At 49.8% G+C, this 14,422-nt stretch carries 9 protein-coding genes; 5 read left to right on the forward strand and 4 right to left on the reverse strand.

What is annotated here, in order from left to right:
* Window positions 1-51 precede the first annotated feature (51 nt).
* From VHA_RS11845 to VHA_RS11855, 3 genes are all read right to left on the reverse strand, one after another.
* Complete coding sequence (locus VHA_RS11845) at window positions 52-762, reverse strand: delta-1-pyrroline-5-carboxylate dehydrogenase (RefSeq protein ID WP_040528929.1); 711 nt, start codon at window positions 760-762, stop codon at window positions 52-54.
* Between the two features lie 23 nt (window positions 763-785).
* Window positions 786-3,893, reverse strand: a complete 3,108-nt coding sequence (gene putA / locus VHA_RS11850) for a bifunctional proline dehydrogenase/L-glutamate gamma-semialdehyde dehydrogenase PutA (protein WP_005504609.1) — start codon at window positions 3,891-3,893, stop codon at window positions 786-788.
* Between the two features lie 203 nt (window positions 3,894-4,096).
* Window positions 4,097-4,870: a helix-turn-helix domain-containing protein gene (locus tag VHA_RS11855; RefSeq protein WP_040528836.1), complete on the reverse strand. Its 774-nt coding sequence runs from the start codon at window positions 4,868-4,870 to the stop codon at window positions 4,097-4,099.
* Window positions 4,871-5,589: 719 nt separating this feature from the next.
* Between VHA_RS11855 and VHA_RS11860 the strand changes: the two genes are divergently transcribed.
* Both VHA_RS11860 and VHA_RS11865 read left to right on the forward strand, forming a co-directional pair.
* Complete coding sequence (locus VHA_RS11860; protein WP_005504613.1) at window positions 5,590-7,428, forward strand: SUMF1/EgtB/PvdO family nonheme iron enzyme; 1,839 nt, start codon at window positions 5,590-5,592, stop codon at window positions 7,426-7,428.
* Between the two features lie 542 nt (window positions 7,429-7,970).
* Entirely contained in the window at window positions 7,971-8,681 is a 711-nt protein-coding gene (locus VHA_RS11865) for a helix-turn-helix transcriptional regulator (RefSeq protein ID WP_040528837.1), read from the forward strand.
* A gap of 68 nt (window positions 8,682-8,749) precedes the next feature.
* On the opposite strand, the gene pdxH is transcribed toward VHA_RS11865, so the two are convergent.
* Window positions 8,750-9,388 carry a pyridoxamine 5'-phosphate oxidase gene (gene pdxH / locus VHA_RS11870; RefSeq protein WP_005504618.1) on the reverse strand — a complete coding sequence of 213 codons (639 nt, stop codon included), beginning with the start codon at window positions 9,386-9,388 and terminating at the stop codon, window positions 8,750-8,752.
* 157 nt (window positions 9,389-9,545) lie between these two features.
* On the opposite strand from pdxH, the gene VHA_RS11875 reads away from it, so the two are divergent.
* From VHA_RS11875 to VHA_RS11885, 3 genes are all read left to right on the forward strand, one after another.
* The gene (locus tag VHA_RS11875) at window positions 9,546-11,354 is read left to right on the forward strand and encodes a sensor histidine kinase (protein ID WP_005504620.1); all 1,809 of its coding nucleotides are present in this window, start codon (window positions 9,546-9,548) and stop codon (window positions 11,352-11,354) included.
* A complete protein-coding gene (locus VHA_RS11880; protein ID WP_005504622.1) occupies window positions 11,351-12,658 on the forward strand; it encodes a sigma-54-dependent transcriptional regulator in 1,308 nt (435 codons plus the stop codon). The genes VHA_RS11875 and VHA_RS11880 overlap by 4 nt, the downstream gene beginning before the upstream one ends.
* Before the next feature lie 296 nt (window positions 12,659-12,954).
* Window positions 12,955-14,355, forward strand: coding sequence for an HlyD family type I secretion periplasmic adaptor subunit (locus VHA_RS11885; protein ID WP_005504624.1), 1,401 nt, complete (start codon window positions 12,955-12,957; stop codon window positions 14,353-14,355).
* Window positions 14,356-14,422: the final 67 nt, after the last annotated feature.

The following is a 14,422-nucleotide window of genomic DNA, read 5'->3' on the forward strand; positions in this document are numbered from 1 at the left end:
TTGCCACGTAAGCAAAGCACCGATGGCGTTGTTCCGTCAGGTTACTTGGATTTAATGTTCTCCACTGCCAAGTTCCAGCAAGGTAGCATTGCCCCCTACCGCAGTGACGTTGATGGTTCTTGTCCGCTCGGTGATGAAGCGGAGCAAATAGGTTGGCGACGCGACCAAGTGCAGATGTGTAGCATTGTCTTCAGCGACAAACTGCACCAACACCCCGTCACGGGCCGCCAGTTTCCGGTTAATGGCTATCAGATTTTCAGGCACCGCAACCGCTGCCACACCGCAAATGGGTGCAGATTCAATGGCGCCTGGTTTGTGTGCCTCATTCAACACACAAACCAGACGGTTTGGTGCGCCAGTTTTAATCAGATCGCCAATCAAGGCGTCAGTTTCATGGGCCAGCGCTTCCGGTACAGCCAGCATGGCGCAATTGCCTGCCACCAATGCAGCAGCCAGCTGACCGGCCAGTGATGTCACTGACAGGGAAGCATCGCCGGTCACCAGGAACAAACCACGGCCTGCAGTGTAAAGATCATTACTCTCCCCTGTTGGCCCCGGCATGTCATGGACGTTCGCCAGTAACCTTTCTGCCTGCGCCAACTGGAAGCGGATCAGATCTGCTGCTGGCTGAAATGACTCCCCACGCAGGGCAATGTTGTCCGCCCAGGTATCCAGCAACGCTTTGCGTGCCATCACACCCAGACCATTCCATTCTTCCCACACCGCCAGACTCTGGGCTACTAAGTGATTGACCTCATTCATTGTCTGCACTCCTTTTGCCATGCTCATGCCACCACCTCCTCTTTGGTGAAGCGGTAGAGGTAGTGCGGACCGCCTGCTTTTGGCCCGGTGCCGGACAGTCCCTGCCCGCCAAACGGCTGGACACCAACGACCGCCCCCACCTGATCACGGTTGATGTAGCAGTTACCAACCCTGGCGCGGGATTCAATATGGTGGTAGGTGGTTTCGTTGCGGCTGTGTACACCCAGCGTCAAGCCGAAACCTGCGTTATTGATGTCATCAATCACACTGTCGAGTTGGTCAGCGTGGTAACGCACCACATGCAGGATTGGCCCAAAGTGTTCTTCAGAAAGCTGGGAAATACTGTCAATTTCAAACGCAACCGGTGCAATGTAAGTACCAACACGGGTTTCGCTGTTCATCGGTGCCTTGGCAATAAATTTGCTGGTTTTGAACAGTTCGTTGATATGGTTTTGCAGTTTCGCCTGCGCAGTTTCATCAATGACCGGGCCAACATCTGTCGAATGCAGATAAGGCAGGCCAATGCGCATTTCCGCCATTGCTCCCTTGATTAAGTTAATGATGCGGTCGGCCACATCTTCCTGAACATAAAGCACACGAAGCGCCGAACAGCGCTGCCCGGCAGATGCAAATGCAGAACGGAGGACATCACGCACCACCTGTTCCGGGAGTGCGGTACTGTCAACAATCATTGCATTCTGGCCACCGGTTTCAGCAATAAACGGTACCGGCAAAGCATCACGGGAGGCTAATGTGCGGTTAATGCGTTGCGCAGTGGGTGTCGAGCCGGTAAAGGCGACACCGGCGATGCTGTCATCACCGGTCAATAGGCTGCCAATGTCTGCACCGCTGCCTGGTAACAGCTGGACAACACCTGCGGGAATACCGGTTTCAAGCAACAGCTCAATGGTACGGAACGCAATCAGGGATGTTTGTTCTGCCGGCTTGGCGACCACGGTATTCCCGGTTACCAATGCGGCGGCAACCTGACCGATAAATATCGCCAGCGGGAAGTTCCACGGACTGATACAGGTGAAAACACCCCGCCCTTCACGGCGCAGCGTGACGCGCTGGCCATCAAAACGGGTAAAAGTTTGCAGATCGTTCTCAATTTTTTCAGCCTGCAGTGGGTAATAACGCAGGAAATCAACCGCTTCACGCACTTCATCAATGCTGTCGTGAATCGTCTTGCCCGCTTCACGGTGACATAGCGCCACCAGCTCACCCAAGTTCTCTTCCAGCTTGTCCGCCAGCTTAAGTAAGTACTCACCTCGTTCCTTGGCAGACAATACTCGCCATGCATCAACATTATCCGCTGCCACTTTCAGCGCAGCTTTCGCCTGCTCCTGTGTCGTCCAGTTTAGCTCCCCCACTTTCAGGCGGTGATCATAAGGTGCGACAACAATGTGCTGACTGCCGGTGAAGCGCTCACCATTGATGATCGGCCCCGCCTGCCAGGTTGTTTCCATAAACGCCTGTACTTTGGCGTTATAAACCTGCCATTCACTTTCAATATCCACCGCCACACCTTTTGAGTTGGTGCGTTCTTCACCGAAAATGGCCTCCGGCATCGGAATACGGGGGTTATGCAGGGTTGGTCGCGATGTCAGGATATCGACCGGGTGCTGGGTCAAGTCGCTGACCGGGCAGGCCGCATCGACCAGACGGTGAACAAATGAACTGTTGGCACCGTTTTCAAGCAGGCGACGCACCAGATAAGGCAGCAGATCTTTATGGCTGCCTACCGGCGCGTAAATACGTACAGGCTGACTAAACATGTCTTTGGCGTGGTTGTAAAGCGCATCCCCCATGCCATGCAGGCGCTGGAATTCATAGTTGTCGTGGCAAGCCATGGCTTTTACAGCAGACACCGTGTGAGCATTGTGGCTGGCAAACTGCGGATAGATCAGGCCGTTGACGTGTTCTGAAAGAAGAAAACGTGCACAGGCAAGGTACGCCACGTCCGTACCTTCCTTACGGGTGTAAACGGGATAACCGGGCAGTCCTCCCTGCTGCGCAAGTTTGATTTCACTGTCCCAGTACGCGCCTTTAACCAGCCGCATCGGGATAACCGTGCTGTTTTCTTTTGCCAGTGCCGCCAGCCAGACAATCACTGGCAGCGCACGCTTGGAGTACGCCTGCACGACCAACCCAAACTGTCCCCAGCCTTTAATGTCTTCATGGATAAACAATTTTTCAAAAAGCTTAAGGGAGAGTTCAAGGCGGTCTGCTTCTTCCGCATCAATGGTGATCGCGACATTCAGTTCCCGGGCCCGTTTTAAAAGACGCAGCACAATGTTGAACAGCTCATCCATAACGCGATCTTCGTTCGCCACTTCATAGCGGGGATGCAGGGCAGACAGCTTGATAGACACGGAAAGAGAAGGACCAGTGCCAATGTTGAGCTGGGTGGCGACGGTTTCGATGGCCTGCATGTAGTCATCGAAGTATTTCTTCGCATCCTGCATGGTCAACGCAGCCTCACCCAGCATATCGAACGAGTAGGTAAACCCTTTCTTACGCTGCGATTCACCGTTTTTTAACGCTTCATTGATTGAACGACCCAGCACAAACTGGTGCCCCATGACTTTCATCGCCTGATGCATAGCCTGGCGGATCACGGGCTCAGACATCTTGTTCACCAAGCGGTTTAGCACTTTGGTCGAGCCACCTTCCTTGCGTTCATCGATGCTCACCACTTTCCCGGTCAGTAACAACCCCCAGGTTGAGGCATTCACAAACAGGGAATCAGAGTTTTTCAGGTGGGCTTTCCAATCCGCCACCGAGAGTTTGTCGCGGATCAGCGCGTCTGCCGTTCTGGCATCAGGAATACGCATTAGTGCTTCTGCCAGACACATCAGCAAAATCCCTTCGCGGGTATCCAGGCTGTATTCCAGCAATAAGGCATCAATCATTTGTACTGCGGTTTTATCGGCGCGAACGCGCTCAATCAACTCTGCCGCTTCACGCTCAGTCACTGTGCGTTCCTGATCCGTTGGGGTGGCCAGCGGCAACAGTGATCCCAATAACGCACTTTCGTCCACGCAGTAGTGGGCAGAAATATGCGGCCACAGAGCAGACACCGGTTGCTCAAGGTAGCTTGGCACCAGTACATCGGTCGCTTTGAACATAAGCAAATTCCTCTCTCCATTAACCACGAGGCAGTGGCATATGTTACTAACATGTTAGATTAACGACCGATTCTAGGTATGAGGTGGCAGGGCGTCTTTCAAAACCCTGCGGCATTATTGCAAAAAACTCCGATGATTAACAAACAGAGAACCGGGATTGGCATGCAACCTTAACAATTTTTTGCATCGGTTAATGATTTAGATCAGTGTTGTTGGCGAAAACGGGAAGGAGAAATCCCGAAATAACGGGTAAACGCAGTGGTAAAGCCGCTCTGGGACGAGAAGCCACAACTGTCGGAGATTTGCGCAAGGTTCAGTTCGCTGGACACCAAAAGATCCTGTGCCAACTCGAAACGTTTTTTCAGTACATACTGATGCGGCGTTACACCCACCTGCGCCTTGAACAGCTGGTGAAACTGGCTTTCTGCGAGGAAGACTGAGCCAGCAAGTTGCGCCACCGTGATCTTACGGCTGATATGCTGGCGGATATATAAGTCGATAATGTCCATATTGAGGCGGTGCCCATGGCGACGCGGGGCAATCTGCTCTCGGAAATGACGTTCCATCACACAAAGTAGGGTATCAGCACAAGCGCGCCCCAACCCGGCATCATCCGGATTGGCAACCATTTCTGCCGTCAATGCTTTCACCAGAGTCTGGGCCTGACTGTCCAGCTGAAAGTAAGCGTCGCGGGAAAAAAGACGCTCGACTTTCTCCTTCATGCTGGGCTCACTATGCAATACCGATTCAGGCAAATTGATCACCAGAATTTCATTCTGGCCAACACCGGAAAACGCATGGAGCTCAGACTCAGAAACTAAACATCCCTGTCCCGGCCCGACAAGACTGCCGCGTCCGGAAAGTTCGAACTCTGTCTGGCCTTGCAACCCGATCACCACTTGTCTGTACTCGTGCGCATGCAGCGAGGGGTGATTAGGTAACACAATAACCTGCGAATGCTTTAGCTCGGATGCCATAGTTAACAATGATATCAATGAAATTGGTGCCATTGTGCCACGCAAGCACAAAATCCGAGAATAAAAATTGTATCGGAAAGATGATCAAGAGAGGGCTAAACTACGGAACGTGTCATTTCGACTTCAAAACTGTGCAAGATCTCAACAAGTTCAGTCTTGCTTCTAGGCTGAAATTCTGCATTCACTTGGCATCCGTTCATTACGTTTACTGTAACTTCATGTTCTAAAACAATTTTATCCCTTCCACTTCCGGATGCACATCATCGCTTGTTACTTGATCATGCTTTCGATGAAACCCATGATTGATCTTTCCATGATCATCGTTCCGGTGCAAAAGATCCTCTTCATTTCAAAGAAATTGATACCTTGTTCATATTATTATCTGCAACTTAACTCAAGCGTCAAAATAATGACGAATTGCAATTAAAGGTGTCAATAATACGTTATTTTTATCGAGTAACCACTTTTGCTACAAAATATTTTCTAAAACAAAGAAAGAAGCTAAAATTTATCGAGTTATCAATCAAAAGATATGCGTTGAATAATGACGATAAACGTCAAATAATTAGTATCATAAGCAAGATAATTGGCATTTACGTGTTAATCTAGCAAACTGGGACAAAGCAAATAAATACCGAGTTTGTCAGGAAGTTGCAAACTGTATAAATATCTTGGCACAAGGCCGGTGTTTATGATTTCTGAAAATAAGCAAGGGACATATGAAAAGTAATCGCATCACCGCGTTAGTTCTCGCGTTATCGCCGATACTTCTTAGTAGTCAATCGCTTGCCAATGAAGCCAATGCAGCAACTGACGATCCTGTCATTGCACTGGAACAGAAGCTAGCCGATAAACGAAGTGAAATTAGCGTTCACGCTGAAAACCTCCAAACGCAACGAAATAAGCTGGATGCTTTATTATCAGAGCGTGAAACTCTGGCAACCAAAGCCATTGAGTTAGAGAAAAAGCGGAACATGGCACAAGAACGCCTAGATGAACAATTCCGCCGCTTACTCGACAATCCAGACATCGACCTTACCCAATATAAAGATGATTACCAAGCTGCCTGGAATGCAGTGAAAGAAAATCAGTCTATCACACTGGAAAATGATCAGGCCATTGCTGAGCAGCAACGTATTGTAGAAGGCGAAAATCGCCAGAAACAACAGTTGGTGAGTGCACTGGAAAACCTGCAAGAAGCAAAAAAAGAAGCACGGGTTAAACGCCTTCGTCAGGAGCTGACGTTTGCAGACACCATTGAAGTGGTACACACCATTACCTGTAGTGACTCGATGACGCTGGCTGCTTGTGCAAACCAGGGGAAAACCCTGACAATGCAAAAAGCGGTAAATACCTTCCAATCCCAGATCCTGGATAAAGTCACCGAATCAACCACAGCGAAACTGCATGCCAACCGTGTATCATTCAACATTCACGTGATGAACAGCAACATCGTTGACAGTGGCTTTAGCGGCAGCAATCGTTACATCACCCGTATGCAGGCGGAAATGCGCAGTAAGCCTGATGAGAACGCTGCATGTAAATTGCTGGATTTCGCAGAGCGTTATTGTGTCGACAACTCTTTTAACGCAGCCAAAGCAGCCCCTAAACAAAAAGCAAAACGCTGGGTAAACGTAAAAATACGCTCCAACCGTTATGAAGACAATGTCACCATCAACGGCGTAACTTACGGTTCGACACCGGTTGAAATTATGTTGCCAGCAGGTCAGCACCAATTAACGGTTGAAAAACACGGCTTTGAGCCATACAGCCGCCAGATGTACATGAATAAAGACTCGGTTATCTGGGCAAACCTTCGTGAACAGGAGAACCGCCCGAAGCCGGGAAAGCAATTCGCTGACAAACTTGCTAATAACCGTCAGGCCCCCCAAATGGTGGTGATTGGCGCAGGTCAGTACCGAGTAGGATTTGAAGCCAAAAAACCTGTCATGGTCAACCAACCCTACTCTATTGCTGCAACGCCGGTAACAGTGAAGCAATTTAGCGAGTTTGTCGCGGCAACCGGTTACGTGACTGATGCAGAAGAAGGCCAAGGCTGTATATCACTGATCAATGGCGAACCTAAACAATTGCTGAACCATCACTGGCGCAACCCAGGTTTTAAACAGTCTGACAATGCGCCTGTGGTATGCATCACCAAAGACGATGCTCAGGCTTATTCCAAATGGCTGAGCACCCAAACGGGCTTTGATTATACCCTGCCTACCGAAGTACAGTGGGAAGTCGCTGCCCGTGCAGGTAGCGAGTCTGATTTTTGGTGGGGAAACGACATCGGTGTCGGCAATGCAAATACCGGATGGAGCGGTACTGCCTGGTCAAACAAAAGCACCTCACCAGTCGCCAGCTTTCCTGCAAACCCTTATGGTATCTATGACACCGCAGGAAATGTCTGGGAGTGGGCAGAAAGCCAGACACCTGTAGCACGTGGCGGTGCCTGGAGTTTCTCTCCCAGCAGTGCCCGTGTGGCAGAACGCCTTGAACTGCAATCGGACCTCAGTGCCAATTATCTCGGCTTCCGCGTCGTCCGAAATATCTAGACTTACGCCTTTGCTTGTCCCTAAAAACCCGCTTTGCGGGTTTTTTCATACCAATAACAGTGTCCTTTATCACCATGGTGGCAAAAGCCCGATCATGCAGGAAAAACGCGAGCGAGTTCGCTTTTAACAAACAAAATTGTCAATTAACACTGAACTAGTGCATTTCCCCCCTGCCCGAATTTCTAGTCGATGGTTATAGTGGGGCCTGAACAGTGTGTATTGCAGTATACCTCTGTTTTATCACTGATAATTTACCTCGGTGACACCATCCGGTGCTGTGTTACTACCCTCAGATACAGCATCAGATGGCCTCTTCTACACGTCGTACAGGAAACTACTCAATACGAGTGAGATCTTGTTTTCACCGGCTCCTGAGTGAGCCGGTTTTTTTTCATATCCTTGCATAAAATCCCCACAAACTGCTGCAAAAATCATCACCAAAGGTCAACTGACCCTCGTATATCCTTATGATTAATATGCTTTTAATCTCATATCAGTTTACTTACAATACAATGTAATTTAAGTATCGTATCGCCACGGAAATGAATCATATATCCCTCCTGCCCCCTATATTGATCTCCCTGTTTGAACAATTACCAGGCTGCTGGGGATGTAAAGATACCGAATCACGTTTTGTTTACCTCAACTACGCCTATGCCAAACTGCTTGGCGCCAAAACCCCAGAAGAACTCATCGGTAAATCCGATGAACATATGCCGGGGAAACTGGCTGAATACGCGATACAGTTCCGTCAGCAGGACAAAAGAGTGATGGACAGCGGCCGGTATATGCGGGTGCTCAATATCCACCCCTATCCCGATGGGCGTTGGCAAGCACATGTGTTCACTAAAGTGCCTTGGTATGGAGAGAAAGGGGAGGTATTGGGAACGATCTTTCATGGTCAGCCCCTGGATCAAAACCCGATGCTCGAAGTCGGTCAGTGGATCTGTAAAGCAGCTGGGACATTTTCAGCAATGCCTTTCATCACCGACGGGGAAAAAGGAGAAATATCACTTTCACCCCGCGAATCAGAGGTGTTGTTTTTTCATCTCTTTGGCAAAAAACCTCAATTTATCGCCCATGCACTGGGTGTATCAGTAAAAACCATAGAAAACCATTTTGCCAATCTCCGTATCAAGCTCGGAGCAGCAACAAAAACGGAACTGGTTGATAAGGCGCTGGAAAGCGGTGTTGGCTGCAAGATACCGGCTTCCCTACTTAAACAGCAACTTACCCTGATCTTGTCAGACTAACGCATGAAAGGACAAAGACAAAAAAGCAGCGCCCAAACCGCTGCTTATCTTGTCCAGCCAGATGCCATTCAAGGTGCCAGACGTTCGATATCCCATTTGCCGTTTTGTTCATTCTGGAACACAAAACGGTCATGCAGACGGTGTTCGCCACCTTGCCAGAATTCAAATGAGTCGGGTTTAACGCGAAAGCCCCCCCAAAACGTGGGTATCGGCACTTCCCCCTTATCAAACTGCTGCTTCAGCTCCCTATATTTGCTTTCCAGCGCGGAGCGGGCAGTAATTCGCTCACTCTGACGGCTCGCCCAGGCCGCCAACTGGCTTTCCTTGGGACGGGACAGGAAGTATTTCATCACTTCCCTTTTACTGAGCTTTTCCGCTTTACCTGTAATGTGCACCTGACGCTCCAGTGGGTGCCAGGGGAAATGAAGACTGACACAGGCATTATGGGCAAGCTGTCTGGCCTTACGACTCCCCAGATTGGTGTAAAAAACAAACCCATCATTATCGACGTGCTTTAACAACACGATGCGCTGAAAAGGCTGGCCTTTTTCATCCACCGTTGCGACCGTCATCGCGGTGGGGTCTGGCAGCTTTGCCTCAATGGCTTGTTTGAGCCAATGTTCAAAGAATTGAACCGGGTTTTCAGGCAGGTCTTTGCGTCTCAAACCGCCTTGGTTATATTCTCTGCGAATATCATACAAATCCATTGTGGTGCTCCGAATACGTTTTTACGCCATTGTGATGTGGCGTGCGTCTTTTCTCAAGCGAATTTCCAGACTCTAGAAACGGTTGCTGTGATACGCATCAACCGGTTACGTCTGAAAACTATCCCGGAACAGCACGATACCTTTTAACAGGGAAGCTATGCGCCGACGTCATTTTGTTTTAACTGTCACCGCTATCGGTCTGTTGCTGACAACCCTGGTCGCGACCTTTACCTATTCTTCGGTTGAACAACGGTTTACCGCAGACATTGAATCAGATGTCTACCAATTGCAGGAAAAGCTTTCCGCAGAACTTGGCCGCTACAGTGAAATTCCTGTGGTCCTCTCTGCCGACCCCCGTCTCAAACGCCTTTTACGCGTGCCGGAAAGTGAGCGGTTATTGCGAGAAACTAACCAGCTTTTAATGAACTGGAATACCCGTCTGAACAGCGATGTCTTGTACTTGATGGACAAAAACGGGCTTACCCTCGCAGCCAGTAATGCCGATGACCCACAAAGCTTTACTGGTCACAGCTACCATTATCGTCCGTACTTCCAGCAAGCAATGGAAGGGAAAAAAGGACGTTACTACGCATTGGGGGTGGTGTCTGATAAACGGGGTTATTACTTTTCCTACCCGGTGTGGGATGACAACGAGATTTCTGGGGTACTGGCTTTAAAAGTGGATCTGTCGATCATCGACCGTATCTGGGATCAACAAACGTTCGACTATCTGATTGCCGATCCACTTGGTGTGGTGTTTTACAGCTCACGAGATGAATGGCTCTACCAGTCGCTCTCTATTCTCTCAGACCTTCAAAAAGACACCATCCGTGCATCCCGTCGCTATGGCGATTCCTCGCTAAGCAGCTTGACTGCATACCGTTCTCTGGATGCGATCGAATCGCAGGAAGCCCTTGGCCTTGGATTATCGGACAAAGGCCGGGAGCATATGCTGGTCTCCAACACCGATTTGGGTGATGCTGGCTGGCGTATTTACGGTTTTACCCCTACTCGGCAGGCATGGCCAGTGGTGGTACAATCTATGCTACTTTTTTCCACATTTTATGCCCTGCTGGTGTTGGTGATCACAGCGTGGCTACAAACCTTGAAAACCCAGCGCAAGTTGGCACGCCTGAATGATGTACTTGAGCAGAAAGTGGCCTCCCGCACTGCCAGCCTTGAAGACACCAACACCAAACTACGCCAGAGTATCCGGCAATATGAAGAAACGCAAAAAGCGCTTCGCCAAACAGAAAGTGAGCTGATACAGGCGGCTAAGCTCGCTATGCTTGGCGAGCTCTCTGCCAGCATCAACCATGAAATTAACCAGCCGTTAGCAGCAATGCGGACCTATACCGAAAACAGCATTAAGTTGATGGAGAAGGAGCGGTATGACGCTGTCAGCGCAAACCTGACCACCCTCAATGACCTCATTAGCATGATTGCCGATATCGTCGCACGGTTTAAAATCTTTGCCAGAAAACAGAACCTCGAAGGTAAAACCCGGGCATCCGTCGATGACGCAATCACCGCGTCGTTGAAACTGTCGGCAGCCAGCTTTATCAAGAAAGGGATTCAGGTCGCCTGCCATATGCCCGAAAAGGGCTTGGTGGTTAACATCGATACGGTGCAGCTTGAACAGGTAATCCTCAACCTTCTCAACAACGCCGCACAAGCAGTGGTCAATATCCCGTCCCCTGAGATTGGCATCAAAGTGGAAACTTTCCTCGACCGCGTCTCTATCCATGTCTGGGATAACGGCCCGGGGATTGATAACGACACCAAAAAGCAGATATTTTCCCCCTTCTACACCACCAAAAAAGAGGGCCTGGGATTGGGTCTGACCATTTGCCGCCGGATTGTGGAAGGGTTCGACGGCAGCCTTCAAATCAGTGACCACTCAACAGGCGGTGCTGAATTCACTGTCACGCTAAAACGCCTTTACAATGGAGATATCTCACAATGACGCCTGAAATCTGGATCATTGACGACGAGCGCACCATCCGGGATGCGCTGAGCCAGACCCTTGATATTGAAGGCTTTCAATCCCGCGCTTTTGCATCCGCGATAGACGCACTGGATCAACTCAGCAATGCCTTTGAAGGCGTGATTATTTCAGATATCAACATGCCACAAATGGACGGCATGACTTTTTTACAAAAGGCGCTGGCCGTGGATTCTGAACTTTCCATCGTGATGCTAACCGGTCATGGCGACATTTCGACCGCTGTCGCCGCAATACGACAGGGCGCATACGATTTTTTAGAAAAGCCCTTCTCGACAGACACCCTGCTTGACGTTCTCAGACGCGGTGTGGAAAAGCGGCAGCTAGTGATGGAAAACCGTGAACTGAAGCGCCAGCTTGAAACCCAAAGTGCTCCGGGACCGCGTATTCTGGGCAATGCTGACGCTGTAAAACAGCTCAGGCGTACTCTGTTCCATCTCAAAGATCTGAATGATGATGTCCTGTTTCAAGGTGAACGTGGAACAGGCAAAGAAATGGCAGCCCGCTTTCTCCACGATCAAGGCTCCCGACAGGATGAACCTTTCGTCGCCATCAAGTGCCGCCGAATCCCTGAAGCCCTCATCGCAATGGAACTGTTTGGCTCCGAGCAGCACGCTTATGCTTCTTTACCCAGTTACAAAAACAGCAAGATTGCTGCAGCAGGGAAAGGCACATTGTTTATTGATGGCATTGAAGCACTCCCTCCGGCAGTGCAAGAAAAGCTGGCTACACTGATTGGCACAGAAAACCGCCCCAGAATCATTGCCTCAACACGGGTGGATTTGGCCGCCAGTGTCCGTCTTGGCCGCTTTGACTGCGCGCTTTACCAAGCGCTGTCTGGCACGACACTCTTGTTCCCCCCACTGCGGGAGCGCGATGACGATGTGATCACCTTGTGCCAGAATTTCGTTCGCACCACCGCGTCACGGTTTGGTGTTGCCCCCCCCGTGATGAACAGAGATCACAAAGAAAGACTATTACAGCATCCTTGGAAAGGTAATATCCGTGAGCTTCGCGCCTATGCCGAGCGATGGGTACTGATGGGTGAGCAAAGCCTGACCGGTGACGATGGTGAATCCCACGAAAAAGCCCACGATACCTTAGCCGAACGGATCCAAAAGGTAGAAAGGGCTATTCTGTTTGATGCGCTCAACCGCCACAATGGCATGTTAAAGGAAGTACAGGCAGAATTGGGGCTCGCCCGAAAGACCCTATATGAAAAACTAAAAAAACACCATCTAGATAAAGAAAGTTTCAAAGGGTAACCATCCATCTTCTTCCCCACCCTCCGGCGCTGAAGCGCATTGAAAACGGCCCGTATCACTTTTTTGAGTTGTTGGCACCACATTTTAACGTTTTGCTTCAGCGCCAACCCGCATCACGCCTAACCGCCAGAATAATCACGGTTTCTCTTTCTTGAGAAACAGGCGCTGGCTCACCCTTATACACTGCTTCCGATTAGTGAGAATCTAATAGATAAACTACTCTTTTATTTGAGGCTGTACCCATTTTTTGCCTGCAACCTCTTTTGTCTGACTTTTATTTTTTAATCGGCATAACAATGATAAAAACCAATAAACCGAGCTCAACACTGCCCGCCAGTGAGCACCTAGATTATATCGATGATAAAACTGCTGCGCTGCTGCTTTCTACGCCGAAAAGCACCCGGATCCTGCTGTGGGTAATAGCCCTGTTCATCATAGTAACTGCGGTTTGGGCTGCCTTTGCTGAACTCGACAAGGTCACGGTAGGCCAGGGAAAAGTTATCCCTTCTTCCCAATTGCAGGTCGTTCAGAATCTTGAGGGTGGCCTGATCAAGAAACTTCTCGTACATGAAGGCGATACCGTAGAAGAAGGTCAGCAACTGCTGCTGATAGATGACACCATGTTCCGCTCTGACTTTCGTGAGCGGGTACAGGAACTGACCAGTCTGCAGGGCGATGCCGTCAAACTCCAATCACTGGTAGAGTCTGTGGTAGTCAACCCAGAAACCGGCGTAGAAAACTGGCAAGAGGCCGTAACCATTCAACGCAATGAACTGGTCTTTACACCGGAATTCCAAGAGGAACACCGTGCAGTGGTCGCTCGCCAGCGCGCCGAGTACCGAGACAAACTCAACAACCTGCAAAACCAGCTCTCTGTCACCGCCCAGCAAATCCGCCAAAAAGAACAGGAGCTTATCGAGGTGGAGGCAAGAGTTCAAAACCTTCGTCAGAGTTATAGGTTTGCCCATGAGGAATATAGCATCACCAAACCCCTGGCTGATGAGGGCGTGGTGCCACAGATTGATCTGCTCAAACTGCAGCGTCAGGTTAACGATACCCAGCGAGAACTTTCTTCCGCCGAGCTTTCCCTTCCTTCTATCACTTCCTCGCTGCAAGAGGCGGTATTCAAACACATCGATGTGGCCCTGAAGTTCCGAGCTGAGCAGCAAGAACGCCTCAGTGATGTCGAAGACAAGCTGTTGGCCATGACGGAAACCCGTGTCACGCTGGCAGACCGTGTAGAGCGTACTGTCGTTGTCAGTCCGGTAAACGGCACTATCAAAAAACTGCACGTCAACACGGTAGGAGGCGTTATCCAGCCGGGAATGGATCTGGTCGAAATCGTGCCGAGTGAAGACAACCTGCTCATTGAGGCAAAAATTGCCCCGCAGGATATCGCTTTCCTGCGCCCCGGTCTTGAAGCCATCGTCAAGTTCAGTGCCTATGACTTTACGGTATATGGCGGCCTGACAGGCATTCTGGAAACCATCAGTGCCGATACTATTCAGGACGAAGAAGGAAATAGCTTCTATCTTGTAAAAATACGCACCGAATCCAACAACTTGGGTGAAGGAGAGGAACTGCCGATTATTCCGGGGATGACGGCGTCCACCGACATCATTACCGGAAAACGGAGTGTATTAGATTATTTGTTAAAACCGATATTGCAGGCGCAAAAATCTGCACTCAGGGAATAAAGCACCCAATAAAAGCCACACCATCAGGCTGAATATAAAAATAATTGCGCTCACTACTGCCTTGTAT

Source organism: Grimontia hollisae CIP 101886 (assembly GCF_000176515.1).
Lineage (GTDB): Bacteria > Pseudomonadota > Gammaproteobacteria > Enterobacterales > Vibrionaceae > Enterovibrio > Enterovibrio hollisae.